Origin of the sequence: Lacrimispora sp. 38-1, from assembly GCF_049890855.1 — a bacterium.
Lineage (GTDB): Bacteria > Bacillota > Clostridia > Lachnospirales > Lachnospiraceae > Lacrimispora.
Genome location: NZ_JBANEW010000055.1, coordinates 96174 through 120916 on the forward strand (window position 1 = coordinate 96174; position 24743 = coordinate 120916).

The window sequence follows — 24743 nt, forward strand, 5'->3', positions numbered from 1 at the left end:
ACAGTCTCATGAAATTGCAAACAGGCGGGACCCATTACGAATCCCGCCAATCTTTAATATACTTTCAGACGTCCGACTAAGGACGATTCATCTTCTTCACAATCCGCTCTCAGCTGCATTCTCATCGTATATACAAAATCTGTTGCATAAAAAATCAGGAAAAACATCCCCGTTATACGCTGAAAATTGTCCGGAATCATTCCTGCCGCCTGATTCACAAATCCATTCAGAAAACGGAAATAGAAAATACCAAGAAATCCCCAGGCAATACTGCTCTCCAGACAGATAATTCCCTTGTAGTTAAATGGCTTCCTGCTATAATCCCACCAGAATGATCCAAACAGCTTAATCATCATATAAGCCGTAACAAGCTCCATGAAAGTTGCCATCACCATTGAGGCGAAATACAGGCGCACCGGACTGTCAATAAAAGGACTGAGCAGCATCGTCGCCCCAACAGATCCGAATCCATATATGATGCAGAACGGTCCATGTCCAAATCCCCGATTAAAGACCGGTCTTTTATTTTCATAGCTGAGTACAGCGCATTCAAGAAGATAACCCAGAAAGCTGAATAGGAAAAAACAGTTTATCCTATGATAAATTGACATATCCAATTTGCCTCCAAATTTAACAATTTTTTAACTTGTTAAAGTATAATATGGATATCTAAAGAAATCAAGGGTTATTTTCTTACGATTCCCCAAAATTTTTCTTTGTTATTAGTAATATTGAGCCATAAAGACAGCAAGTAAAATGCCAAGAATGGCACCTGCTGCAACCTGAAGAGGAGTATGCCCAACATATTCCTTTAATTTTTCCTGTAAAATCTCACCGTTCAGCTTCAGGGGATTTTCTAACAATATACTGTTTAACAGCTTTGCCTGTTTTCCTGTTTCTCTTCGTACTCCCATGGCGTCATACATCACAATCATGGAGAGAACAAAACTGATGGCAAACTCAAAAGAACCGACGCCATAACGATAACTGGCGGCGGTCGTCAATGCACAAACCGTAGAGGAATGGGAGCTCGGCATACCGCCGGATCCCACAAGCCTCTCCGGGTTAAAACTCTTACTAAGAGCCATGTCAATCAATGTTTTTAACACCTGTGCCACCAGCCAGCCGGTGACAGCAGTCACTAAAACCTGATTCTTAAGAATCACTTCCCATAATTTCATGGTTTCCTCCATCTTATGCCGCGCTTTTTCTGCCAAAACCGTATAATAACCAACGCTTAATCCTTGCAGTGGTTTCCACGAAACCGCATAATTTATCCGCATAAATAATCACCATTCCGCCTTTTGTTCTTGGCGGAACCGGTGTCAGCGGCCACATATGCCGCAGGATCATGTTCTTCTCATTCTCCGTTAACTCAAAATGCTTCACTGCATTCTTTAAAGCAGCCCTCGGGTGAGTAAAACCATGGAAACGTTCTCCGGTCTCTCTGGCATGCGTATGCCAGTCATACAGAAAGAAATCATGAAGAAGACCTGCTCTTGCTGCTTCTTTATATTCCCAGCCAAATTTTCTGCATATGCAGTAGCTTAGATAGGATACCTTAATACAATGAGCTTTGCATGTAGTATCTCCATGCTGCATATAGTTATCCATGGACTGGAATACCTTGTGGTCTAAGATATCCTTCACACAGGCAAGGTACTCCAAATCCATATTATAATCTTCAAGTTCCACCCAGGAGGTATCTTCTGCCCACTCAAGTGCTCCCTGCTTCTCCTCCGGAGTTAAATACATATTTTTCATGGTTATTCTGTCTCTTCCTTCTTAATAATGTGGACCAGCTTAACAGCCAGTCAGCCAGTCGTAAAGCTCCTGATACTTCATGGCTGAAGTTTTCCAGGAGTAATCCTTCGACATAGCCCGGTCGATGATCTTGTTCCACTCACGTCTCTTGTCGTAATAAATGCGCTGTGCATACCGGACAGCCCCAAGCATCTCATGAGCATTATAGTTAGAGAAGGAAAATCCGGTTCCCTGACTCTCATACTCATTATAGGGCTCTACCGTATCTTTTAAACCTCCGGTCTCCCTGACAATGGGCACAGTGCCGTATCTCAGCGCCATCAGCTGGCTCAAACCACAGGGTTCAAACAAAGACGGCATCAAAAACGCATCACAGGCAGCATAAATCTTATGAGACATTGCCTCCGAATAATAAATATTGGCAGAAACCTTATCCGGATACTTCCATGCATAGTGGCGGAACATATTCTCATACCGCTCTTCTCCGGTACCAAGAATAACCAGCTGGATATCGTCCTGACACATCTCATCCATCACGCACTGGATTAAATCCAGTCCCTTCTGGTCGGTCAGTCTAGAGACGATTCCAATCATAAACTTACTTTCATCCTGCGCCAGTGAAAGTTCTGTCTGAAGCGCAGTTTTATTTTTTTCCTTTTCCTTGCGGAAATTACGCAGATTATAGTTTTGTATAATATACGAATCTGACTCAGGATCAAACTCGTCATAATCAATTCCGTTTACAATGCCTCTTAAGCTTCCTTCCCTGGCCCGCATCAGACCGTCAAGGCCTTCTCCATAGAAAGGCATCTTTATCTCCTGTGCGTAGGTCTCGCTGACTGTTGTGATGGCATCTGCATATACAATGCCGCCCTTTAATAAATTTCCATCCTTGTAGGCTTCAAGCTTATCCGGGGTAAAATAATAATCAGGCAGACAAGTTAACGCCTGTATCGTCTTTACATCCCAGACACCCTGGAACTTTAAATTGTGAATGGTAATCACCGATTTCATGTTCCGGAAGAAATCTCCTTCCCGGAACCGGTCTTTTAACAGAACAGGAATCAAACCGGTCTGCCAGTCATGGCAGTGAACCACATCCGGCTGAAAACCGATTACCGGAAGAGAAGATAAGGCGGCACGTGAAAAGAAGCAGAACTTTTCTAAATCCTGATACCAGTCTCCATAGGGCTTTGCCCCCTGGTAATAGCCTTCATTATCAATGAAATAGAAGGTAATTCCGTCCCAGATACACTGAAGAATCCCCACATATCTGCTTTGTCCCAGATAATCCATATAGAAATGATCTACGTAAGTCATCTGGTTTCTCAAGTCTTCCCTGATACAAAGATATTTGGGAATCATAACTCTCACATCATAATATTCCTGATCGAAGCACTTGGGAAGGGATCCCACTACATCTGCGAGACCACCGGTTTTTACAAAAGGTACTGCCTCCGATGCAACGAATAAAATCTTCTTCATCCAAAAACCTCCCTTATCCTTTTCCCTTCCGGGCATTGTCTGTTATGCTATAGTATACTGCATTTTCAGAAAATAAGGAAGTATCTTTCCTGTAAGTTTTATGAAAGTTTTTTGTAATCAAGCCTTATTTTATCAGCAATGAGTGCGATAAACTCGGAATTGGTGGGTTTTCCTTTGCCTGTACTCACGGTATATCCAAACAGTTCGTTGATGGTATCCATCTTTCCACGGCTCCAGGCCACCTCAATGGCATGGCGGATGGCACGCTCCACACGGCTGGGAGTCGTCTGATGTTTCTTGGCAATGGAAGGATAAAGGATCTTTGTGACAGAAGTGAGCATCTCCTGATCCTGAACCGATATCACAATGGCATCTCTTAAATACTGATATCCTTTAATATGTGCAGGAATTCCGATTTCATGAAGCATCTGGGTTACATCATTTTCTAAATTCTGCTCCATATACTCTGTCTTATTGACATAAGGCTTCACCTTTTTCATTCCCTGAAGACTGGGCGCTTTTGTCTTTCTCTGCCCTACTCTTCGCACCTTATCGACGATAACTTCCTTGTTGAACGGCTTCATTATGTAATAATTCGCCCCCATTCGGAATGCATCTTCGGTAATATTCTCACTGCCTGCGGCTGTTACCATAATAAATGAGGGAATCTTTGTCACAGCACCATTTCCTCTTACCCGCTCCATTACTGTAATTCCGTCCATTCTCGGCATAATCACATCCAATAAGACAACATCCGGATTTGTTTTGAGGATCATGTTATAGGCGTCTTCGCCGTTATCCGCTCTTCCTACTACATGAAAATCCTCCTCTCCTTCCAGTATATCATTCAGCAGATTTAAGGTCTGCAGGTTATCATCTGCAATAGCGATACTGATTTCTGACATATTGATACTCTCCTCCTGATTCTTCAAAATAAATGAAAACTAGTGTATAGCCATTATAATCTTGCCCCAGCTCATGCCGCAACGTGATTCTATCGCATTATTCGACAAGAAAAACGTTTGTTTTATCGAATATGGGATTCTGGTCTTACTGTCCCACTGTCGAATGAAGAAAAGGTCCTGTCCGGTCTGAATCCATGTTTCCCCCTTTTTTTTTACCGGTGTTGAAAATTGAAACTACTTGTCGTCAAAAAAAATGTCAATTCCAATGCTGTTATCTATTATACTAACACATAAGGAATGGGAATAAAAGCATTTCATGGTGTTTTGGCATATTTTTGGCAATGATTATTTAAGCATTATGCTAATATAATTATGACTTAAGTATTTTTTATTATAAAAAAAGCACAATAATACTTGCTCCTTTTTAAAGAAATGGATATAATTGGTACTGAATAAAAAATTAGGGGGAAATACATATGAAAGAACAAAACGAATTTAAACCGTACATACCTGCTGAAAAGGTCACTCCGGAATTTACTGTTACCTCTATTGTTCTGGGTATCATTCTGGCTGTAGTCTTCGGTGCTGCAAATGCCTATCTCGGGCTTCGCGTCGGTATGACCATCTCCGCATCCATTCCCGCCGCAGTTATCTCCATGGGCGTGATCCGGGTAATCATGAAGAAAAACTCCATTCTGGAAAGCAACATTGTTCAAACGGTTGGTTCTGCAGGCGAATCCCTGGCTGCAGGAGCTATCTTTACGCTTCCTGCACTTTTTTTATGGGCTGCAGAAGGAAAAATGGAAACACCTGGTATCCTTGAGATCACCCTCATCTCTCTGATTGGAGGCATCCTCGGTGTTCTTTTCATGGTTCCGCTCAGAAACGCACTGATTGTGAAAGAACACGGAATTCTTCCTTATCCGGAAGGAACCGCATGTGCTGAGGTTCTGCTTGCCGGCGAAGAGGGCGGTGCTAATGCATCTACGGTATTTGCCGGAATGGGATTTGCCGCAGTCTTTAAGTTTATCATCGATGGCATCAAACTGGTTCCAGGCGAAGTATCCTTCCGGGTGAAGGGCTACGCCGGTGAGATCGGAACACAGATTTACCCGGCGGTCATGAGCGTGGGATATATCTGTGGACCAAGGATTTCCTCCTATATGTTTGCAGGAGGTATTATCAGCTGGCTGGTGTTCATCCCTGCCATCGTTCTGTTCGGAGCCGATTTAACCCTGTATCCTGGTTCTGCTCCCATTGGTGAGATGTTTGCTAAGGGAGGTGCCGGAGCAATCTGGGGAACCTACATCCGTTACATCGGCGCCGGTGCACTTGCTGCAGGAGGTATCATCAGCCTTGTAAAATCTCTGCCGTTAATTATCCGTACCTTCCGGGATGCCATCAAAGGACTGGGGCAGAACAGTGCCGGCAGCGGTCTTCGTACAGAACAGGATTTAAGCTTTCAGGTAATTCTGGGAGGTATCGCTCTTCTCACCATTATCGTCTGGCTGGTTCCGGTCATTCCGGTGAGCCTTATAGGAGCCGTCATTGTTGTAATCTTCGGATTTTTCTTCGCTACCGTATCTTCCAGAATGGTAGGTCTGGTAGGAAGCAGCAATAACCCTGTTTCCGGTATGGCGATTGCGACACTTCTGATTGCAACCATCGCTTTAAAAGCAACCGGAGACAGCGGAATCCATGGAATGAAAGGTGCGATTGCCATCGGTTCCATTATCTGTATCGTTGCTGCGATTGCCGGTGATACGTCACAGGATTTAAAAACCGGTTATCTGCTTGGAGCCACACCAAAAAAGCAGCAGATCGGTGAGCTGATCGGCGTGGTCGCTGCCGCTTTTGCAATTGGCGGCGTTTTATATCTGTTAAACGCAGCATGGGGCTTTGGTTCTGAGCAGCTGGGCGCTCCCCAGGCCATGCTGATGAAGATGATTATTGAAGGCGTTATGGATAACAACCTTCCATGGGCACTGGTATTTATGGGAGTCTTTTTAGCTGCTGCTGTGGAGATACTTGGAATTCCGGTTCTTCCCTTTGCAATCGGTGTTTATCTTCCTGTTCAGTTAAATGCATGCATCATGGTGGGTGGTCTTGTACGCCTCTACTTTGACAGAATGAAAAAGGACGACAAAAAGGAAAAAGAGCAGCTGATCAGCGATGGAATGCTCTACTGTTCGGGAATGATTGCCGGAGAAGGTCTGGTAGGTATCCTGCTGGCGCTTTTAGCAGTATTTGGTCTGGACAAGTCCCTGGATTTATCCTCAAAACTCAATCTTCCTTCTCCTGTATTGGATCTTGGCAGCCTTGTTTTATTTGGGCTTGTGATCTTAAGCCTGCTTAAATTTACAGTCTGGAAGAAAGTGAAAAAATGAGTGACATAAATAAAAAAAGCGGAAACTATCTGGATCGGATACCGGTTCGGGCAGAACATATTCTCTGGACTGTGGAGGAAAGCGGTCTGGTGACACTGGATGTGGAAAACAGGGGAATATTTCACCGTTTTGCCCAGAGATTTTTTCATAAACCAAGGATCAGCCACATTCATCTGGATCCAATGGGAAGCTTTGTCTGGTGCCTGATTGATGGCAGCAGGGATATCTTAAACCTTTCCGCTTCTGTAAAGGAACGGTTTGGTGACGAAGCCTCACCATTATATGAACGTCTCTCCAAGTACTTCCAGGTACTCCACAGCTATGGATTTATCAGTTTCAGGCAAGAATCTCTGTAAAATCACATATGGAATTGAAAAAAAAGGACGGCACCGTAAGGCTACTTACGATTCTGTCCTTTTCTTTCCTGCCACTTTCTGTCAATGATTGATCATATTTTCTATAAAGATTCCGTAGCCCCTTGTTGAGTCCTGTATAAAAACATGGGTAACAGCTCCTATCAGCTTTCCATCCTGAATGATAGGACTTCCGGACATACCCTGAACAATTCCCCCGGTCAGTGCCAGAAGATCGGGGTCCGTGACTTTGATTACCATGCCCTTGCTTTTATGCGTTGTGGAATAATCTACCCGCTGGATTTCAATTTCGTAATCCCGTACTTTTCCGGATACATCACTTCGTATATAGGCTTTTCCCTTCTTTACATCCTGTCTGTAACCGATGGGTACAGCGTCCTGGGCTATGCTCTGCTTAAACCGTTCATTTACCGTACCGAATATTCCTTCTTCTGTATTTTCTTTAATTGCACCCAGATTAGATCCCGGACCGTAATAAATGATTCCGCTCATCACACCCGGCTTTCCAAACGTCCCCTTTTCAATTCCAAGAATTGCTGTTTCATAGAGAGCTCCTTCTGTGATCTGAACAACATTTCCGGTATCACTGTCACTGATTCCGTGACCCAGCGCTCCAAATTGTCCGTTCATATCCACATAAGTCATGGTTCCGATTCCCTGGGTGTCATCACGAACCCAGACTCCCAGTTTATAGGTTCCGTCCTCCGTTTCTATGGGATTCATCTTAATATCAATGTTTTCCTGGCCTCTTCTCACCTTTAAAACTGCTTCAGAACCGCCTAGTTTATTCAGCTCATTCATCAGTGTTTCCTTGTCGCTAAGGGCGATTCCATTGATTGATTCCAGATAATCCCCTGACTGTAAAACTCCAAAAGCGGGTTCCACAACCATTCCATCTTTTTTTGTTACATCTCCAGTACCGATTACCATGACTCCGTTTGATTTTAAATAAATTCCCACCGGAGTGCCGCATGGAACAGCGTATTTGGTATCTACTACATTTACCTGAATATCTTTTAACTGTATCCAGCCGAACAGCTTTAATCCCAGCTTATAGCTTCCCAGATTCTTTGAATACAGGGAGAACGGCTGATTCACCTGTAAGTGAATCTGATCAGAAGGAATGTTGGAACTATTTTTCAGCACCACTTCCTCGCTGTCGGAATGCAGCGTCACATCAAAAGGCATGGAGAAATGAAACTGTTCTTCTTCTGCTGCAACGATGTTCAATTTGTCCGGAATGACCCTTTTCATATAGAACCAGGTAAAACCGATACAAAAGATCAGGCTGATCCAGAACGCCCTTACAATTAGTTTATGAAATTTCTTTTTTGCCATCTCACATACCTCCTTAGAAGAATAAAGGAGACAATTTTTTGACTCCTTTCATAGTATGTGAGAATTCGGTAAAAACACTCTGTTATATTTTAGTTGAATTCATTTAATTCTGGTGTTTGGACCAGTTATGTCTTTTTTAACTTTTTTTCGGCTGCAAGACGCTTCATCTCTCTGGCATTCTCTCTTACTGCGTCCGTAATCTCTGCTCCGCCAAGAAGCCTTGCAAGTTCTTCCACCATTTCCTCATTATGCAGTGCATGGATTCCTGTGGTGGTTTTACCAGCCTCTGCCGATTTTTTAATTTCAAAATGAGCATCAGCCATGGCTGCAATCTGAGGCAGATGGGTGATGCAGATTACCTGATGATTTTTTGCAATATAGGAAAGCTTCTCTGAAACCTTCTGTGCGGTTCTGCCGCTGATGCCGGTATCAATTTCATCAAAAATCAGGGTTGGGATGTCATCAGAATCGGCAAGAACGGTTTTGATAGCCAGCATGATTCTTGACATCTCACCCCCCGAAGCTACGGATTTTAAAGGCTTTAAGGCCTCTCCGGGGTTGGCGGAGATCATAAATTCCGCTTCATCAAACCCATTGCCCGTATAATGATCCAGTCTGCCAAACTCCATATCAAAATTTACATCAATAAAATTTAAATCATGCAGGCCTTCCTTGATTTTTTCAGTAAGTTCCTTTGCTGTTTCTTTTCTCATATGAGATAATTGTCCGCATAAACCTTCCAGTTTATCCTCAGTCTTAAGAATCTCTTTTTCTGTCTGCTGTTTTAAACGGTCATAATCTTCCAGCTCACCCAGTCTTATTTTCTTTTCTTCCAGATTTTTGAAAATCAAATCAGCACCTTTTCCATATTTTGCTTCCAGATTATGGATTAAATCCAGACGCTCTTCTATTTTCTGATAGTCTTCTTCATCAAAAGACAAATCCTCCAGATAAGAAGCGATCTCATGATTGATATCGCTTAAGATGGAATCCACATCATAAAGCTGGTCTCTGATTGTCAGCAGACGTTCATCATAGGCTGCAGCCGATTCCACCTCTTTTAATGCCCGTCCTGTCACATCTGAATTCACCGCGTCATAAGCTACAGACAGACTTTCCATGATCTTTTTTCCATGAAGAAACAGACGGTACCTGGAGGAAAGTTCTTCCTCTTCTCCCTCTCTCAGCCCGGCATTCTCAATTTCTTCTATCTCATAACGGATAAAATCCATCTCCCGGAGTCTGGTATCCTCATCAAGCTGAAACGACGCCAGGCGGTCCTTCAACCGCACATATTCCTTATAAGTCTCTGCAATATTCAGTTTTAGCTCATGGGACTTTTTCTCCTGATAACGATCCAGGATCTCAAGATGTACTGACTTGTAAAGTAAAGACTGATGTTCATGCTGTCCATGAATATCGATCAGAAGACCGGTGATATCCCGCAGTTTTCCTGCAGTTACAGTTTCATCATTAATTTTGCTTAAGCTTTTTGACGGCATGATTTTCTTTGAAATGATAACGATGCCGTCCTGGTCCGGATATACATCCATTTCTTTTAACAGATGAATCTTGCGCGGATCGCTGACTGTAAAAATCAGCTCTATGTAGGCATACTCCGCCCCATTTCTGATCATGTCCTTCGGCACCTTGCCTCCTAAGGCAATGGTTACCGAGCCGATGATAATGGATTTTCCGGCACCAGTCTCACCGGTTAAGACATTGAGTCCTTCTTTAAACTCCACATCGGCTTTTTCAATTAATGCTAAGTTCTTTACGTGTAATTCTGAAAGCATGGCTTGCCTCCTTTATCCCGTAACGAGTTTTTTCAGTTTGTCCATCATCAATATGGTATCATCTACAGTCCTGATGGCACACATGATGGTATCGTCTCCTGCAATGCAGCCTACCATTTCACTGAAATGAAGGGCGTCAAGGGCTGCAGCTACCGCCATTGCCATTCCGGATACCGTCTTGATTACCAGTATATTCTGTGCCATATCCATGGATAAATAACCGTCTCTTAAGATTCGTATGTATTTATCGCTGAAAGATCCCTGATTCTGAAGCACCATATAACGCTGTTTTCCGGATTCTGACTGCACCTTCGTCAGCTTCAGCTCCCTGATATCTCTGGATACGGTCGCCTGCGTTACTGCAAAACCGGCCTGATTTAAATAATCCGCCAGTTCTTCCTGAGTCTCAATCTCATATTTTCCGATCAGTTCTACTATTTTGCTGTGTCTTTCCAGTTTCATCCTGTCACCTCCTTAAATACCGGCCATCTTGTTTCGAAGATTATCCAAAAATGATAAATTTTTTAATTTAACCAATACCGTTTTGATCTCAGCGCGCCCAAGATCGATCCAGTCTCCAGGCAAAAGACTGATTGCTGAATCTCCGTCAAACACCGCTGCCTGGCTGATTCCTTCCTGCCCAATGATTTCAATCCGTATCCTGTCTTCTGCAGAAAGCACGATGCTTCTGGCATTGAGCGCATGGGAACAGATGGGTGTGAGCACCAGCATTCTGGAATCAGGTACGATAATCGGTCCTCCTGCAGATAAATTGTAGGCAGTAGAACCTGTGGGAGTTGCTGCAATGAGCCCGTCTGCTCTGTACTCCGTTAAGAATTCTCCGTTTACAAACACCTTAAACTGAAGCATCTTTAAGTATTCGCCTCTTGTTATGACAATTTCATTCAGAGCGATATCCCGGTAAATCTCTTTCCCGTTGCGGAATGCACTCCCGCTTAACATCATCCGCTCTTCCAGCTTATAGTCATCATAATAAAGGGCCAAAAGGGCTGATTCAATGTCTTCGGTCCTGGATACCTGGGTTAAGTAGCCCAGAGTTCCCCTGTTAATCCCAAGAATGGGAAGATTGCGTCCGGATAAGTCTCTGGCTGCCTGAATTAAAGTTCCGTCTCCCCCCAGAGTAATCACGCATTCCGTTTCCTGCGGCACCATGGCTGAATCGGTGTAATGCTTTCCTGCCTGCCATTCTACCTTTTCTCCTCTGCCCATCAGGCAGACTGCCCCCCTGGCAGTGAGAAATTCCCGGATTTGATCCGCGGTCTCCCGGGCTCCCTTTTTATCCGGATTCATGATTACGTAAAAATGTTTCATTCTAAGACTCCTTATTTGCCATCGCTTAAGTCTTTGTGAGCTTCTTCCACCACTTTTTCAGGATTTACACTGTATTCCAAAAAGCTCTCCCCGTCCGGATGATTTTTTAAATGGAGCAGATATTCGATATTTCCTTCCGGACCCTTGATGGGAGAAAACTCCAGGTGAAGAACCTCAAATCCAATGCTGATTCCATAGGATATCACCGACCGGATCACTTCCAGATGTACGGATTTTTCTCTTACCACACCTTTTTTGCCTACCTTTTCACGGCCTGCTTCAAACTGCGGTTTGATCAGGCAGACGATCTGTCCCTCTTCCGTAAGAAGATTTTTAACCGGCAAAAGTACCTTGGTAAGGGAGATAAAGGATACATCGATGGAAGAAAACTCAATCCTGTCCTTAATATCCTCAGACGTTACATAACGGATATTGGTCTTTTCCATACAGACCACCCGCTCATCATTGCGAAGCTTCCATGCAAGCTGTCCATGCCCTACATCCACGGCATAGACCTTAACAGCGCCGTTTTGAAGCATGCAGTCTGTAAATCCGCCGGTAGAAGAGCCTACGTCCATACAGACCTTCCCCTCCAGCGTGACGTCAAAATGAGTCATGGCCTTTTCAAGCTTTAACCCGCCGCGGCTCACATATTTTAACGTGCTGCCTCTCACTTCAATGACTGATGTTTCCTCAAATGTGGAACCTGCCTTGTCCTCCTTATCACCGTCAACGTATACGATTCCCGACATGATGATGGCCTTTGCCTTTTCCCTGGACTCTGCATGTCCCTGTTTTACTAATAGCACATCCAATCGTTCTTTCATTTCAATTCATCTTATCCTTCCATTCCCTGTTCTGGCGTTCCATATCTAAATATTCCTTCTTCATGCGCCAGATTATGGAATCACTGTCAATCCCAAGTCCTTTTCGCAGCAGTGAAACGTTTCCGTGCTCCACATATGCATCCGGAAGGGCGATGTTTAATATCTTTACATCAGGATAGTGCTCATGTATATAACCGTTGATCAGGCAGCCAAACCCGCCCTGAAGAACATTCTCTTCCATGGTCACAATCAGCCAGTGGCTGCTCGCGAGATCATCGATCAGCTTTTTATCAAAGGGTTTGATAAAGCGTCCGTTTGCAAGAGTACAGTTCCAGCCTTCCGCTTTTAACTTCTGCCTTACGTGCTCGCCCGTGCTTACCATACTTCCCACTGCCAGAAGGGCGATATCCTTTTCCTGATAAATGATTTCGCCTTTTCCATATTCAATAGGGGCTTTAAATTCTTCCAGCCCCTGATAGGCGGTTCCTCTCGGGTAGCGCACTGCGATGGGACTGTCAAGGGAAAATGCAAATTCCAGCCCTTTTGCCAGCTCCCAGTCGTTTTTCGGTGCAAATATACTCATATTGGGTATGGCGCTTAAGAAAGAAAGGTCAAAGATTCCCTGATGGGTTTCTCCGTCACTGCCCACAAGCCCTGCCCGGTCAACCGCAAATACCACCGGGAGATTCTGAATACACACATCATGCAGCACCTGGTCAAAGCCTCTCTGCAAAAATGAAGAATAAACAGCCACTACCGGCTTTAAACCGCCTGCTGCCATTCCCGCCGCAGAAGTCACCGCATGCTCTTCTGCAATCCCCACATCAAAAAAGCGGTTCGGGTACAGACTGGAAAACCGTTTTAATCCGGTTCCGTCAGGCATGGCAGCGGTAACAGCCACAATCTTCTTATCGTCTTTCGCAAGACGGCAGATGGTCTTTGAAAACACATCTGTATAGCTTAAATTCTTCTTTTCATTTTTGGGCCTGCCTGTCAGGATATTGAAGGGCTCCACTCCGTGAAACTTGGATGGATTTTTTTCTGCAGGGGCATATCCTTTTCCCTTTTTGGTTATCACATGAACCAGTACGGTATGATCCAGATTCTTTGCTTCTCTTAAGGTCCTTGTCAAAGCCTTGATATTATGACCGTCTACCGGACCTAAATAGGTAATCCCCATATTTTCAAACAGCATTCCGGGAATCAGAAGCTGTTTAATTCCGTTTTTCGTCCGGCTGATTTTATCAATGAGCTGTTCGCCGATAACCGGAATTCTGGAAAGCGTGTTGGTTACGTGTTTTTTTAAATCCAGATATCCGTTGCCGGTTCGTATGCTGTTTAAATAGGTGGACATGCCGCCCACATTTTCGGAAATGGACATATTATTATCATTCAGAATGATAACAAAGTTCTTCTTCATCTGGGCTGCGTTATTTAAAGCCTCGTAAGCCATTCCTCCTGTTAAGGAACCATCTCCGATTACGGAAACAACAAAATGATTTTCTCCCAGCACATCTCTTGCCTGGGCAAGTCCAAGTCCGGCAGAAATAGAAGTGGAACTGTGTCCGGTATCAAAGGCATCACAGGGGCTTTCCTTACGCTTTGGGAAACCGCTCATGCCGCCGTACTGGCGCAGTTCATCAAATTCCATTCTTCTTCCGCTTAAGATTTTATGAGTATAGGACTGATGCCCCACATCCCAGACAATCTTATCCTCTGGCAGATTAAAAGCAAGATAAATTGCCATGGTCAGCTCCACCACGCCTAAATTAGAGGCCAGATGACCGCCTGTTGTACTTATTTTTTCTATTAAAAAATCACGGATTTCCTGACTTAAAATCGTCAGCTCCTGTCTGGAGAATTTCTTTATATCGTCAGGTCCGTTAATCAGTTCCAGTATCATATTTTTTCAGATCCTTTATTTTTCCCGGTAAACCAGCATCCGGATCAGTTTTTCCAGAAAGCCGTTCTCTCCCGGCAGCTTTTGAAGGCAGGCAACTGCTTCCTCAGAAATTCTCTCCACAGCCTTCTTCGCCTGTTCCATTCCCTCCAATGTTACATAGGTGGTTTTATGATTTTTTTCATCACTGAATACGGGTTTTCCCAAAGTCTTTGCATCGCTTGTCACATCTAAAATATCGTCCTGAATCTGAAATGCAAGTCCGATTTTAGATGCCATCTCTTCCACTGCCTTTAACTCGTCTTCCCCTGCACCGCCAAGCACCGCTCCGATCATCATGGACGCCTCTAAAAGTGCTCCCGTCTTTAACCGGTAGATGAAGTCCAGCTTATCGCCTGGAATCGGCTTTCCAGCCAGTTCCACATCAACGGTCTGACCGCCTATCATGCCGAATATTCCAGTCTTTTGCGCCAGAATTCCCATAGCTGCGGCAACCCGGTCCGGCCTGTCCGAAAAGTTAAGTGCCTTCGCTGCCGTCTCCATGGAATAAATCAAAAGACCGTCACCTGCAAGCACTGCCATATCATATCCGAATTTCACCCATGCAGTAGGAAGTCCTCTGCGCAGGGTATCGTTATCCATACACGGGAGATCGTCGTGAATCAGAGAAGAGGTATGAATCATCTCTATGGCCGCCATAAAGGGCTCTATCTCTTTTCCCGTTCCTCCGAAAAGACGGTATGTCTCCTGCATCAGCATGGGGCGCAGCCTCTTTCCTCCGGCCCGCATGCTGTAATCCATCGCCTCAAGAACGGTACTCTGGTATCCTTCTACAGCTGGAAGGAAGCTTTCCACAATCTTCCATACTTCATTGGTCCGTCCGGACAGTTCTTCATGAAAGTTCATGTTCTTCACCGTTTTCCTCCAGTACAATTATCTTTTTTTCCACTTTATCTATTTTATCATTGCAGGACTTGACAAGCTTCATGCCTGCCTCATAATACTCAAAAGATTCCTCTAAAGAGCTTTCTCCGCTTTCCAGCTTTTTGACCAGCTCCTCCAAATCTTTTAAGGTCTCTTCAATGGTTCTTTCTTTTTTTACTGCCATAAGCTTAATTCTCCTTATTTGTCTGCTTCTGACACTTCTGATGATTCCACCTCTGATACTACAGTTTCAATCATTCCATCCCGCAGTTTAAGACGAAGAGTATCCCCGGTCTCTACCTGTATAACGGAGTCAATTTTCCTATTCTGTAAATCAGTGATAAAACCATATCCGCCGCCTATTTTCCCCAGTGGGGAACAGGCATGAAGGCGTCCGGCAAGCAGTTCCAGCCTGTGCCTGTCCCGTAACGTCTGCTTCTTAATGAGCTGGCTCATAAGAAAAGCTGATTCATCAAGATACCTCCGTTCAGCCTCAATCTGACGAAGAGTCAGGCTTCTTAGCTTCTCTTCCAGATCATGAAGCCGCTGCCGCTGCTCACGAATACTCCGTTTTGGATCAAAATACTTTAATTTTAATTCATATTGTCTGATGGAAAAACGGCAGCGTTCCAGCTTCCTGTCCATCATGGTTCTTAACGTATACCGGATGCTGTCCGACTGTTCTTTAAACTGTCTGTAATCAAACACTGCAAGCTCTGCAGCTGCCGAAGGGGTTGGCGCCCGCATGTCCGCAACATAATCTGCTATGGTCACATCGGTTTCGTGGCCTACTGCTGAAATTACCGGCACAGAGCAGTTAAAAATTGCCCTGGCAACAGATTCTTCATTAAATGCCCACAGATCCTCGATCGATCCGCCGCCTCTTCCCACAATTAGAACATCAAGTCCCTTCTGGTCTAACATTTCAATTCCTTTTACTATGCTTTCTGCAGCACCGTTTCCCTGTACAAGAGCCGGGTAAAGATAAAGCTGTACAAAGGGGTTCCGCCTGGCGGATATATTCATAATATCCCGTATTGCAGCGCCTGTGGGGGCAGTCACCACTCCCACACGCCTTGCATATCTGGGAATTTCTTTTTTATATTCAGGGGAAAACATCCCCATCTCCTCCAGTTCATTACGAAGCTTTAAGAAACGTTCGTATAAATCTCCCATTCCTTCTCTCGTAATCTCCTGGGCGTAAAGCTGGTATCTTCCGTCCCTCTCATAGACCTCAACGCTTCCCTTTGCAACGATCTGCTGTCCTTCTTCCAGATGAAAGGAAAGACCTTTCCTGGATCCGGCAAACATCACTGCCGAAATAGAAGAGGCTTTATCTTTTAAGGTAAAATATATATGACCGGAAGTATGATATTTGCAGTTGGACACTTCCCCTTTGATGGAAATCCGGTTCAGTGCAAAATCCTGGGCAAACATATTTTTAATATAAGCATTAATCTGGGTTACGGAATAAACACCTGCCATAATTACACCAGCTTTGCCAGAACTCCGTTAATGAAAGCCGGAGCTTCGTTCCCGCCGTATTTTTTAGCCAGTTCTACTGCCTCGTTGATGGCTACCTTTTCCGGCACATCTTCGTCGAATAATATTTCATAAAGTGCCAGACGCAGGATGGTTAACTCCGCTCTTCCCATACGCTTTGTCTTCCAGCCTTCTGCCACTTCATTGATCTTTTCATCCAGTTCCGGAATTTTATTCATGACTGCCTCTGTCTTTTCTTTTAAAATGGCAGAATTCTCTTCACTCATATCTACGTCATGAACAATTTCTTCTACACCTTCCGTATTGAAATCATCCTCTTTTGGTTCCTCAAAATATTGATTAATCTGCCAAAGCTTCTCCTCTGCGGGGTGAAAATCAGCGCAGAAAAGCATCTTAAAGCAGTGTTCACGCATTTTACTTCTGGTCATTTACCATGGTCCTCCTATTGGTGATTTTGCTGGACGTTTGGAATTATTATACCTTAACAGGGTTTTTTATACAATAGAAACTTTTGTACGCCGGTATGGGAGGCTTAATTATAAACAGCATACTGGTTTTTCCCTTTTCCCTTTGCCTGGTATAATGCCTGATCCGCCCGTCTTAAAATCGCATCGTATTCAGTTTCCTCCTCTTCGATCAGCGTAATTCCAATGCTTGCATGGACCTTTCCGGAGATATGGAACGCATTAATAATGCGCTGGGCAATGGCTTCCGGCTGTTTCCTTCCTCTCATTCCATAGAGCCAGATACAGAATTCATCTCCTCCGAAGCGGACGATCACATCCTCCTGTCTCGTGCAGGCATTTAAAATCTGCCCTGCCTGAACGAGAACCAGATCCCCCTTATGGTGACCAAAGGTATCGTTTATTTTCTTAAAATCATCGATGTCAAGGAACATACATGCATAGAAGCGGTTTTTTCCTCCGGCCTTCAGTCCGTGCTCCACCAGTTTTTTTGCCGTCTCTCTGGTATAAACTCCGGTGAGATAATCCTTCTGCAGCCGCTTTTCCTCTTTCTTTCTGGTATGAACAATTAAAAGAGTGAGTACAACCCCGCAAAACAACAGGAAGGTCGATCCTGCAATGAATTTTGCGGAAAGGGACTTGATCTGATGAAAGGTATTTTCATATCCTTCTGTCTCTACAAAGGTGGCCATAAACCAGTCATTAATTCCCATGGGCTGATAGTAAAGAAGCCGTCTGTAATCATTCTCATAATAAGTAATATAACCGGATTGGCTGCCGTTAATCCCGGCTTCCATCTCAGAAAACGTCTGTCCCGGTCCAAACTGCCTGGTTTTAAGCATTTCAAAGAGAGAAATCTGGTTCTCGCACGCTGTGCAGGAAATCAGAATCTCTCCATCTTTTTTAAATATCATGTTGGCCCCGTAACGGCTTAAGTCTGTATCACTTAAATACTGCTTCAGCTTATCTGCAGACAATTCCAGACATGCCACACCCTTTACAGTGCCCTCTCTGATAATGGGGACAGCCAAAACCACACTGTCCCTGCCCTGAAAGCTTCCTTTCAGCAATCCGGATACATTTTTTTCACCGTCTAACGCTTTTTTAAAATAGTCACGGGAAGAAATATCCTGAGTTTCACGATTTCCATAGTAAAGAATTCCTGACGCATCTGCGACGCCAAACCGGGAATCCTCTTTTTCGTAATCCTGTACCTGCTCCCACCACCGCTCGTTCCCTGAGCCATCTGGCAGATCACAGTAAACCGCAAACAATTCCAGCCATTCGAATTTTGTCTGCATCATGGATTCAATATAATTCAGTGCTTTGTCGTTCTCCTGTTTTAAATCTCTATGGGTCTGCAAAAACAGACTCCGTTCCACTTCATGAAAATAGTAGAAATTCAAAACGCAGATTCCGATAATCACCGACATCACAAGACCTGCCAGGATCAGCAAATTCGGTGGATAGTGCCCCCCGTTTCTACGATTCATCATATAAAAAAACACCTGTCCTTAAGAATCTTTCGACTCACAATATGGTCCATTATAAATCCTGTCCTATTCCATTACAAGGATAATTTCATCTTTTCACTAAAAAAACAGCGGGGATGGACCGAATGACCGGTTCTCCCCGCTGCAAAATATGAATTTATTTGTTTTCTTCCAGTGCTACTCCGGCAATCCGGATGTTCACATCAAGAACAGAAAGACCAGTCATATTCTCAATGGCATTCTGCACCTTTTCCTGAACTTTTTCACTGACGGAAGGGATACTGTAACCATATTTTATGTTTAAGGACAAATCTACGGAAACGTGTTCCTCTGTCAGTTCCACCTTGACACCTTTGGATAAGTTTTTCATGCCCAGCTTCGCCACCAGTTCGTTGGTGATATTGCCTGCCATGGAATCCACTCCGTCTACTTCTGTTGCTGCAAGACCTGCGATGATAGCCACAACATCATCTGCGATCTGTACTTCACCGATTTTATCTTTTTCATATACTTTGTGAGTATTTCTGTTTTCCAATTCTGCCACTTCGATTCCCTCCTGTTTCGTATTTCTGGATTCTGAAATCATTATAGCAAAATTGTCAACTGTTTGCAAAGGCTTTTTACTCCTCCAGTTTCATCAGAGTAATGACAATACTCTCTGCTCCAACTTCAGTTTTTCTCTTTACGATATCTTCAATCTGGGCACGCTGGGGATCTGTAATGCTGGCTGCATTGATGACTACATCAACTTTTCCGTTTGAGATGCTGACAACCGGATTGGCAAAGCCTTTGGCAAGGAGAAGGGTCTCTGCGGCATTTTCCTTTTCGGCAATTGCTGTCATGTCAATCATCTGCTGAATGGCCTGCTGCTTTGCGGCCTCTTCAATATTCGGATTGTTAATTAAATTCATCAGAGTTTCTTTGTTTCTTGCCCTTACCTGTTCTCTGTTTAACTGCACGCTGGATATGTAATCTGCTACGTTCATACCGCTGGTTAAAACAGCTTCTCCGGGATTATCAAGACCTGTATCAGCTGCCTGGGTCTCACCGGCTGCTACTGCCTGGGTCTCACCGGCTGCTGCCGCCTGGGTCTCACCAGCTGCAAGGCTTTCCGCTGTCTGGTTCTCTGCCGCTACCTGTGTACCTCCGGCTGCTGCATTATCTGCGCTGCCCGCAGATTCGGCTGCTGCCAGTTTGTCAATATCTTCGGCATCCTGATCCAGACTGGCGATATCCTTGCTGGAATCACTGCCATTTAACGCCTGGTTCTCTGCTAAAATGTCTTCTTCGGAAATGTCAGTCGCTCCTGCTTCATAAACATCGGTTCCTGAGGCTGCTTCCTGCTTTCCGGCATAATTTAAATATCCGGCGGCAGCGATCATGACTGCCAGAGTTGTAATGATAATCTGGTTTCTTCGAAACAGTTTCTTCATATCCATTTTCTTTGGGGTTTTCGGGACATTGGGTTCATTGCTTGTTTTCCAACTTTTCATACCTGACACTCCTTTTTATTCCACCCTCTTTAATACTTTTATTTTATGTGGGGGCAGGTTAAATAATGCTTCCATGGCACTGGAAATTTCAGCTTTTACCGTAGGACTGCCTCCGCCCTGGGCACTGATGATAATTCCTTCTATTTCCGGACGTATTTCTTTCTCCACAATGGGAGCCGTATTTTCCCCCTGGCCGGTAAGAATGGTACTCTCCTTTAGTTCCGCGCTTGTAATTTTTCTCGATCCTCCGGATGTATCATTTTCTTCGGTAGAAGAACTGGAATTGTCTTTATCCACCCTTAATACCTTTTCCTCAGAAGATTTTAATACAATCAGCACATCCACCTGACCGACTCCATCCACGGTTTTTAATATTTTCTTCACCCTGGCTTCCATCTCTTCTTCATAGGTCCGTTCAGCTGAAACGGAAGCGGCAGCATCTCCGTCTGCAGGCTGTGTTACAATCCCCTGCTGTAAAGTGGCCTGCTTCTTATTTTCTTTCTGTGCAGTTTTTTCCACTTTATTTGCAATTCCCGGACCGGACGGAAATGTAAGGATCAGGATTATCATTCCAACCGCCAGCAGGATCAGCCATTTATCCTTACCCATCTTCCATTTGAATTTCAATATCCTGTTCTTCCAAACCATAATATTCCGCAATCCTCCTTCTAAGACCAGAAAGACTGGAATTTTCTTTCTGCTCTTCTTTTTTTCCGTCTTCCGGCATTTTTTCGCCACTCTGATCCGATTCTTTTACCGTTATTTTAATATCTTTTACATCTTCAACCTTCTTAACAGGATCAATTTTGCTGCCAACAGAAGCTGCCTCCTCTGCTTCCATCTCTTCTTTTCCGGATGCGAGCACAAGGGAAACCTTTACCACATGGCCAAAACGGTCACTGGCCTGGTCACTGTTAATTTTTGCACTGGTTTTTTTACAGGAAAATCCTGCCGTCTCAGCCATTGTCTCCAAATCAGTTCCCACCGCTTTCTCGTAACCGGATATCATGCGTTCCAGCCTTGTTTCCTCCATCTTTGAAACTTTTCCTGATAATTCACCTGCTTCTTTTTTCAGGCTGATGGCTTCAAATGAGTAGGCCAGTCTGTCATCCAGTCTTAAGCCTCCTGTAACGGGCTTTAATACAAGGAGAATGAGAACCATGCCGGCGAAAAATTTGATGTATTTTTCATATTTTTTATTAGGCAGCAGATTTTCTGCCACTGTTATAAAAATCAGATAATAAGTTATATTTCTGATCCACTCATATAATTGATCCATGCCATTCACCCTGAATAATAGGTTACATTGGTAGAAGCACACACAAGCGCAATGGTAACGATAAATAAAATCATTCCGGATACAGCAACTGACAAAAGCATTTTATGTCCTTTTGCCATATCGGAAATACAGGAAATAATTCGTTTATCGCACACCGGCTGCAAAAGGGCTGCCACGCATTGATAAAATAACATTAAAACAACAAGCTTAAAAATGGGAACAATGGTGAGAATCAGAAGAATCAGGATACCGGCTGCTCCAATGGTATTCTTAATCAGTACGCCGGAACCTAACACCATCTGGGCTACAGAACTGACTCCCTGGCCAATTCCGGGGATTGCACCCACCAGTTTCTGAAAAGCCCCTGTCTTTAACGAATCCACATAAGGCAGCACCATGGACTGGATCATCTGAAAGCCGAGTACCACTCCCACCAAGGTCTTTAAGCTCCAGGAAACCACTTGTTCTATCAGCTCTGTCAGCTTTGAGAGCATGTCTTCTTTTGCGATATGCCCTGCCATGACCAAAAGAGCGTATACCCGGATCACTGCCAATAGAACAGACCCTAAGAGCCACTGGGCTGCGGAAAGAATGACCAGGGTAAACTCATAGGAGGCCACAGCCGTTGCACTGCTTCCTGCAAATGCTGCCGCAAGAAAATACGCAGGCATCAGAACTCTCATAAATCCAAGTATCTGTCCCACCACATTGCTGACAATGGTGATGCTGGTAAAGAAACTGGCCGCCAGATAAGTAAACAATAATAAATAGGTAACAAAGAATCCTGTTTCGGAAATCTGGCTGCCTGTAAACACGCTGGAAAAGTTTGAAAAAACTGCCCCAATGATGCCCAGCACAAGAATCTGCCCCATCATATGCCCGCTGCTTTCAATTTCGCCCATCAGCATTTTCTTCAGTGCGCTTCCAGTCTGACTTAACACTTCATTCAGCTTTCCGTCCATAAGACTTTTCATTAAATCCTGAAAAGAAAGATCAAGCCCCTGATTCCCATTTCTCTGATCCAGAAATTTCTGAATGTCGGTCAAATCATACTGGTCCAGATCAAGTTCCTGGGTAACCTCTGTTTCCTGCTCTCTGGCCGGAACCTCTGCTCCCCAGGAAAGGCTGCAGGGAAGAAGAAAACACAGAATACTAAGAAGAAATAAAAACCTTCTTTTCATGGCCCTCCCTCCTGTCATGATAAAAATACCTGAAGTGTCTCAATCAGTGCCAGGAGAATCGGCATGCTGACTGCCAGTACGGAAAGCTTTCCAAAGATTTCAATCTGGGTTCCTACTGCACCGTAGCCCGCATCCTTGCAGATTCCTGATGCGAACTCTGCTATGTAGGTAATTCCGATCATCTTTACCAGGGTGGCCAGATAAACGCTGTTGATTTTTATATAGGACTGGATTTCTTTCATGGTATCAAGGATTGTACCAAGCTTCCCCACTCCATAAAAAAAGATAAAAAGCCCTGCCGCAAGGACCAGAAAGGTTCCGTATTCCCCCTTCATTCCTTTCAGGGAAACAGCCAGAAGCACTGCCACAATCCCTACAACAGCTATGGATACAACTGTCATATTCTCACCTACAATGCAAACAGATTTTTAATGGATTCAAACAGCTGATAGATGTAAGGTACCAGCCAGAACAGCACAAGGATGAGCCCTGCCAGGCTTGTTAAGAATGCCTGTTCTTCCCGTCCGCTGTGCTTTAATACCTGGCAGATGACGGAAACCAGGATTCCAACTGCTGCAATTTTAAATATCAAATTGACTCCCATGCTATCCTCCTTAATACATGACTATGGTCAGGAATAAACCGCCCATGATACCAAGGCTTGTATAAAGCCGGCTTTTTTCCTGCTTATGATTTCTTAAATAACCGATTGTCAGATCCAGCTGCTCCAGATAAAGAAGGATTGTCCTTTCCTGCATTCCGGTATCCAAATATCCCAGATGCTCACCCAGCCCCTTTAAATTCTGCTTATCCTCACCGGAAAGGCATACCTCTTTTGAAAGCCCGTCGATTTCCTCCTGCCAGATACCGTAAAAGCTTTCTCCTCTTTGTCCCATTAATCGTTGTGATACCTTTAAAAACAAATCCCCCATCTGCCCACCGGCTTTCCTGCCTGTCCGTTCAAAGGCTTCTGCCAGGGGAGAATTGGCATAGACGATCTCTCCTTTTAAAAGAAATATCATTTTTCTTAAATGCTCCACGGTTTTTAAGTGCTCATTCCACTGAGCCGCCATATAAAAACCAAGACCGGAGCAGGATAGTATTACAAGGGCTGCCCCTGTCACTCTCAACCATGTATTACCCATAAGCCCTGCTCTCCTGCCTGTCCTGCCGGACTCCGGTCATAACTTTATCTGCCTTATACATCTGCGTTCCCCGGGAATCAAAAATCTGGTCAATGTTTCCGATTTTACTTAAGTTGTTTAAGACAATATACCGTTCAAAAATCCGCTCTTCTAAAAGGGTTCGAAGTACCGGCTTCTGTTTTAAGTCCTCTATGGAGCTGCCGTGTACCGTCGCAATCAGTTTGCATCCGCAGTTCATCACATACTCTATGGCATCCAGGTCCTCTCTGCTTCCCACTTCATCCACTGCAATCACTCTGGGGGACATGGTGCGGATTAACATCATCATTCCCTTTGCCTTGGGACAGCAGTCTAAAATATCGGTGCGGATTCCCAGGTCATTCTGCGGTGCTCCCTGGTAACAGGCACCGATCTCGGACCGTTCATCCACCACTCCCACATTCATGCCTTTAAATTCAGCGGAGCCATCTGATATCTGCCGGATTAAATCTCTTAAGAGTGTGGTTTTTCCGCATCTGGGCGGGGAAATGATGAGTGTATGGCATACCTCCCTGTGATTCTTATAAACAAAAGGCAGTATGGGGGTAGCGCAGCCCTTCACCTGATGGGACAGACGGATATTAATAAATGATATGTATTTCATGGTTTTTATTCCGGACTCATCAAGAATTGTCTTGCCTGCGATTCCAATCCTGTGGCCCCCCTGTACAGTAAGGAAGCCCTGCTTTAGTTCTTCTTCAAACGCATACAAAGAGTAATTGCTCATATACTCCATGGTTTCCTTCAATTCGTTTTTTGAGACAATATATGCATCTTCCAGTTTCTTGCTGATATCCCCGGATCCGGTTAAATAATACTCTTCGTTTTTGTACACCAGCATAAGAGGGGCGGCCACACGGAGCCTTATTTCCTGGACTTCGTCAAAACTTAATGCCACCTGGTTTAAGATTTCTCTTATGTTTCTGGAAAACAGATTGATCAGCTCGTCTTTTCTCTCCACTCTCATCCCTCCTCTTACCTCAATATATGAAAAGTGGGACAAATTATGACTTAAAAAAAGTACTGTCTCTGACAATTGCCAGCGTCGTGACAGTACTTCTTTTTGTTTCTGGAAATATTATTTTAAATATTGAATTCGATCCATAAAAGGGCA

General features: G+C 44.2%; 27 protein-coding genes. 2 read left to right on the forward strand and 25 right to left on the reverse strand.

The window, feature by feature from the left end; genetic code table 11:
- Window positions 1-53 precede the first annotated feature (53 nt).
- The 5 genes from V7D18_RS14555 to spo0A all read right to left on the reverse strand — a co-directional run bounded on the left by V7D18_RS14555 (window position 54) and on the right by spo0A (window position 4154).
- Window positions 54-611, reverse strand: coding sequence for a putative ABC transporter permease (locus tag V7D18_RS14555; protein ID WP_117417441.1), 558 nt, complete (start codon window positions 609-611; stop codon window positions 54-56).
- Window positions 612-722: 111 nt separating this feature from the next.
- Complete coding sequence (locus V7D18_RS14560) at window positions 723-1181, reverse strand: divergent PAP2 family protein (RefSeq protein ID WP_426155083.1); 459 nt, start codon at window positions 1179-1181, stop codon at window positions 723-725.
- A 13-nt stretch (window positions 1182-1194) separates the two neighbouring features.
- Window positions 1195-1764 (reverse strand): HD family phosphohydrolase, encoded by a 570-nt coding sequence (locus V7D18_RS14565; protein ID WP_426155084.1) that lies wholly within the window; start codon window positions 1762-1764, stop codon window positions 1195-1197.
- 39 nt (window positions 1765-1803) lie between these two features.
- Window positions 1804-3249 carry a glycogen synthase GlgA gene (glgA, locus tag V7D18_RS14570; RefSeq protein ID WP_426155086.1) on the reverse strand — a complete coding sequence of 482 codons (1446 nt, stop codon included), beginning with the start codon at window positions 3247-3249 and terminating at the stop codon, window positions 1804-1806.
- Between the two features lie 98 nt (window positions 3250-3347).
- The gene (gene spo0A, locus V7D18_RS14575) at window positions 3348-4154 is read right to left on the reverse strand and encodes a sporulation transcription factor Spo0A (protein ID WP_117417437.1); all 807 of its coding nucleotides are present in this window, start codon (window positions 4152-4154) and stop codon (window positions 3348-3350) included.
- 476 nt (window positions 4155-4630) lie between these two features.
- Between spo0A and V7D18_RS14580 the strand changes: the two genes are divergently transcribed.
- Both V7D18_RS14580 and V7D18_RS14585 read left to right on the forward strand, forming a co-directional pair.
- The gene (locus V7D18_RS14580; RefSeq protein ID WP_426155088.1) at window positions 4631-6541 is read left to right on the forward strand and encodes an OPT family oligopeptide transporter; all 1911 of its coding nucleotides are present in this window, start codon (window positions 4631-4633) and stop codon (window positions 6539-6541) included.
- Entirely contained in the window at window positions 6538-6897 is a 360-nt protein-coding gene (locus tag V7D18_RS14585) for a PqqD family protein (RefSeq protein WP_426155090.1), read from the forward strand. Before V7D18_RS14580 ends, V7D18_RS14585 begins: the two co-directional genes overlap by 4 nt.
- A gap of 81 nt (window positions 6898-6978) precedes the next feature.
- On the opposite strand, the gene spoIVB is transcribed toward V7D18_RS14585, so the two are convergent.
- The 20 genes from spoIVB to spoIIIAA all read right to left on the reverse strand — a co-directional run bounded on the left by spoIVB (window position 6979) and on the right by spoIIIAA (window position 24590).
- Window positions 6979-8253: a SpoIVB peptidase gene (gene spoIVB / locus V7D18_RS14590; RefSeq protein ID WP_426155092.1), complete on the reverse strand. Its 1275-nt coding sequence runs from the start codon at window positions 8251-8253 to the stop codon at window positions 6979-6981.
- 125 nt (window positions 8254-8378) lie between these two features.
- Complete coding sequence (gene recN, locus V7D18_RS14595) at window positions 8379-10049, reverse strand: DNA repair protein RecN (protein WP_426155094.1); 1671 nt, start codon at window positions 10047-10049, stop codon at window positions 8379-8381.
- Between the two features lie 12 nt (window positions 10050-10061).
- Window positions 10062-10511, reverse strand: coding sequence for an arginine repressor (gene argR, locus V7D18_RS14600; RefSeq protein ID WP_097003032.1), 450 nt, complete (start codon window positions 10509-10511; stop codon window positions 10062-10064).
- 12 nt (window positions 10512-10523) lie between these two features.
- The gene (locus V7D18_RS14605; RefSeq protein WP_426155096.1) at window positions 10524-11381 is read right to left on the reverse strand and encodes an NAD(+)/NADH kinase; all 858 of its coding nucleotides are present in this window, start codon (window positions 11379-11381) and stop codon (window positions 10524-10526) included.
- An 11-nt stretch (window positions 11382-11392) separates the two neighbouring features.
- Window positions 11393-12208, reverse strand: coding sequence for a TlyA family RNA methyltransferase (locus V7D18_RS14610; RefSeq protein ID WP_426155098.1), 816 nt, complete (start codon window positions 12206-12208; stop codon window positions 11393-11395).
- A 1-nt stretch (window position 12209) separates the two neighbouring features.
- Window positions 12210-14111: a 1-deoxy-D-xylulose-5-phosphate synthase gene (gene dxs, locus V7D18_RS14615; protein WP_426155100.1), complete on the reverse strand. Its 1902-nt coding sequence runs from the start codon at window positions 14109-14111 to the stop codon at window positions 12210-12212.
- Window positions 14112-14126: 15 nt separating this feature from the next.
- Window positions 14127-15014: a polyprenyl synthetase family protein gene (locus tag V7D18_RS14620; protein WP_426155220.1), complete on the reverse strand. Its 888-nt coding sequence runs from the start codon at window positions 15012-15014 to the stop codon at window positions 14127-14129.
- Window positions 15001-15216 carry an exodeoxyribonuclease VII small subunit gene (gene xseB / locus V7D18_RS14625; protein ID WP_426155102.1) on the reverse strand — a complete coding sequence of 72 codons (216 nt, stop codon included), beginning with the start codon at window positions 15214-15216 and terminating at the stop codon, window positions 15001-15003. The genes V7D18_RS14620 and xseB overlap by 14 nt, the downstream gene beginning before the upstream one ends.
- A gap of 14 nt (window positions 15217-15230) precedes the next feature.
- Entirely contained in the window at window positions 15231-16517 is a 1287-nt protein-coding gene (gene xseA, locus V7D18_RS14630; protein WP_426155104.1) for an exodeoxyribonuclease VII large subunit, read from the reverse strand.
- A 2-nt stretch (window positions 16518-16519) separates the two neighbouring features.
- The gene (gene nusB / locus V7D18_RS14635; protein WP_426155106.1) at window positions 16520-16963 is read right to left on the reverse strand and encodes a transcription antitermination factor NusB; all 444 of its coding nucleotides are present in this window, start codon (window positions 16961-16963) and stop codon (window positions 16520-16522) included.
- 104 nt (window positions 16964-17067) lie between these two features.
- Window positions 17068-18495, reverse strand: coding sequence for a sensor domain-containing diguanylate cyclase (locus V7D18_RS14640; protein WP_426155108.1), 1428 nt, complete (start codon window positions 18493-18495; stop codon window positions 17068-17070).
- A 154-nt stretch (window positions 18496-18649) separates the two neighbouring features.
- A complete protein-coding gene (locus tag V7D18_RS14645) occupies window positions 18650-19036 on the reverse strand; it encodes an Asp23/Gls24 family envelope stress response protein (RefSeq protein ID WP_097003041.1) in 387 nt (128 codons plus the stop codon).
- Window positions 19037-19112: 76 nt separating this feature from the next.
- Window positions 19113-19985 carry a SpoIIIAH-like family protein gene (locus V7D18_RS14650; RefSeq protein WP_426155110.1) on the reverse strand — a complete coding sequence of 291 codons (873 nt, stop codon included), beginning with the start codon at window positions 19983-19985 and terminating at the stop codon, window positions 19113-19115.
- A gap of 15 nt (window positions 19986-20000) precedes the next feature.
- Window positions 20001-20633: a stage III sporulation protein AG gene (locus tag V7D18_RS14655; RefSeq protein WP_426155112.1), complete on the reverse strand. Its 633-nt coding sequence runs from the start codon at window positions 20631-20633 to the stop codon at window positions 20001-20003.
- Window positions 20587-21264: a stage III sporulation protein AF gene (locus tag V7D18_RS14660; RefSeq protein WP_426155114.1), complete on the reverse strand. Its 678-nt coding sequence runs from the start codon at window positions 21262-21264 to the stop codon at window positions 20587-20589. The genes V7D18_RS14655 and V7D18_RS14660 overlap by 47 nt, the downstream gene beginning before the upstream one ends.
- Window positions 21265-21269: 5 nt before the next feature.
- On the reverse strand, window positions 21270-22445 hold the full coding sequence (locus tag V7D18_RS14665; RefSeq protein WP_426155116.1) for a stage III sporulation protein AE: 1176 nt from the start codon (window positions 22443-22445) through the stop codon (window positions 21270-21272).
- Window positions 22446-22459: 14 nt separating this feature from the next.
- Window positions 22460-22846 carry a stage III sporulation protein AD gene (spoIIIAD, locus tag V7D18_RS14670; RefSeq protein WP_426155118.1) on the reverse strand — a complete coding sequence of 129 codons (387 nt, stop codon included), beginning with the start codon at window positions 22844-22846 and terminating at the stop codon, window positions 22460-22462.
- Window positions 22847-22854: 8 nt separating this feature from the next.
- Window positions 22855-23049 (reverse strand): stage III sporulation protein AC, encoded by a 195-nt coding sequence (gene spoIIIAC / locus V7D18_RS14675; RefSeq protein WP_013273849.1) that lies wholly within the window; start codon window positions 23047-23049, stop codon window positions 22855-22857.
- Window positions 23050-23059: 10 nt separating this feature from the next.
- Entirely contained in the window at window positions 23060-23590 is a 531-nt protein-coding gene (locus V7D18_RS14680; protein ID WP_426155120.1) for a stage III sporulation protein AB, read from the reverse strand.
- Window positions 23583-24590, reverse strand: coding sequence for a stage III sporulation protein AA (gene spoIIIAA / locus V7D18_RS14685; RefSeq protein ID WP_426155122.1), 1008 nt, complete (start codon window positions 24588-24590; stop codon window positions 23583-23585). Before spoIIIAA ends, V7D18_RS14680 begins: the two co-directional genes overlap by 8 nt.
- Window positions 24591-24743 lie beyond the last annotated feature (153 nt).

What these genes read in the sequence shown, in the direction of transcription:
- V7D18_RS14640 (WP_426155108.1), bottom strand. Translation starts at nt 18,495, where the DNA reads ATGATGAATCGTAGAAACGGGGGGCACTATCCACCGAATTTGCTGATC.
- dxs (WP_426155100.1), bottom strand. Translation starts at nt 14,111, where the DNA reads ATGATACTGGAACTGATTAACGGACCTGACGATATAAAGAAATTCTCC.
- recN (WP_426155094.1), bottom strand. Translation starts at nt 10,049, where the DNA reads ATGCTTTCAGAATTACACGTAAAGAACTTAGCATTAATTGAAAAAGCC.
- spo0A (WP_117417437.1), bottom strand. Translation starts at nt 4,154, where the DNA reads ATGTCAGAAATCAGTATCGCTATTGCAGATGATAACCTGCAGACCTTA.
- V7D18_RS14585 (WP_426155090.1), top strand. Translation starts at nt 6,538, where the DNA reads ATGAGTGACATAAATAAAAAAAGCGGAAACTATCTGGATCGGATACCG.
- xseB (WP_426155102.1), bottom strand. Translation starts at nt 15,216, where the DNA reads ATGGCAGTAAAAAAAGAAAGAACCATTGAAGAGACCTTAAAAGATTTG.
- xseA (WP_426155104.1), bottom strand. Translation starts at nt 16,517, where the DNA reads ATGGCAGGTGTTTATTCCGTAACCCAGATTAATGCTTATATTAAAAAT.
- V7D18_RS14605 (WP_426155096.1), bottom strand. Translation starts at nt 11,381, where the DNA reads ATGAAACATTTTTACGTAATCATGAATCCGGATAAAAAGGGAGCCCGG.
- V7D18_RS14620 (WP_426155220.1), bottom strand. Translation starts at nt 15,014, where the DNA reads ATGAACTTTCATGAAGAACTGTCCGGACGGACCAATGAAGTATGGAAG.
- V7D18_RS14555 (WP_117417441.1), bottom strand. Translation starts at nt 611, where the DNA reads ATGTCAATTTATCATAGGATAAACTGTTTTTTCCTATTCAGCTTTCTG.
- V7D18_RS14665 (WP_426155116.1), bottom strand. Translation starts at nt 22,445, where the DNA reads ATGAAAAGAAGGTTTTTATTTCTTCTTAGTATTCTGTGTTTTCTTCTT.
- spoIVB (WP_426155092.1), bottom strand. Translation starts at nt 8,253, where the DNA reads ATGGCAAAAAAGAAATTTCATAAACTAATTGTAAGGGCGTTCTGGATC.
- spoIIIAC (WP_013273849.1), bottom strand. Translation starts at nt 23,049, where the DNA reads ATGGGAGTCAATTTGATATTTAAAATTGCAGCAGTTGGAATCCTGGTT.
- nusB (WP_426155106.1), bottom strand. Translation starts at nt 16,963, where the DNA reads ATGACCAGAAGTAAAATGCGTGAACACTGCTTTAAGATGCTTTTCTGC.
- glgA (WP_426155086.1), bottom strand. Translation starts at nt 3,249, where the DNA reads ATGAAGAAGATTTTATTCGTTGCATCGGAGGCAGTACCTTTTGTAAAA.
- argR (WP_097003032.1), bottom strand. Translation starts at nt 10,511, where the DNA reads ATGAAACTGGAAAGACACAGCAAAATAGTAGAACTGATCGGAAAATAT.
- V7D18_RS14610 (WP_426155098.1), bottom strand. Translation starts at nt 12,208, where the DNA reads ATGAAAGAACGATTGGATGTGCTATTAGTAAAACAGGGACATGCAGAG.
- spoIIIAD (WP_426155118.1), bottom strand. Translation starts at nt 22,846, where the DNA reads ATGACAGTTGTATCCATAGCTGTTGTAGGGATTGTGGCAGTGCTTCTG.
- V7D18_RS14660 (WP_426155114.1), bottom strand. Translation starts at nt 21,264, where the DNA reads ATGGATCAATTATATGAGTGGATCAGAAATATAACTTATTATCTGATT.
- V7D18_RS14560 (WP_426155083.1), bottom strand. Translation starts at nt 1,181, where the DNA reads ATGAAATTATGGGAAGTGATTCTTAAGAATCAGGTTTTAGTGACTGCT.
- V7D18_RS14565 (WP_426155084.1), bottom strand. Translation starts at nt 1,764, where the DNA reads ATGAAAAATATGTATTTAACTCCGGAGGAGAAGCAGGGAGCACTTGAG.
- V7D18_RS14650 (WP_426155110.1), bottom strand. Translation starts at nt 19,985, where the DNA reads ATGAAAAGTTGGAAAACAAGCAATGAACCCAATGTCCCGAAAACCCCA.
- V7D18_RS14580 (WP_426155088.1), top strand. Translation starts at nt 4,631, where the DNA reads ATGAAAGAACAAAACGAATTTAAACCGTACATACCTGCTGAAAAGGTC.
- V7D18_RS14655 (WP_426155112.1), bottom strand. Translation starts at nt 20,633, where the DNA reads ATGGTTTGGAAGAACAGGATATTGAAATTCAAATGGAAGATGGGTAAG.
- V7D18_RS14680 (WP_426155120.1), bottom strand. Translation starts at nt 23,590, where the DNA reads ATGGGTAATACATGGTTGAGAGTGACAGGGGCAGCCCTTGTAATACTA.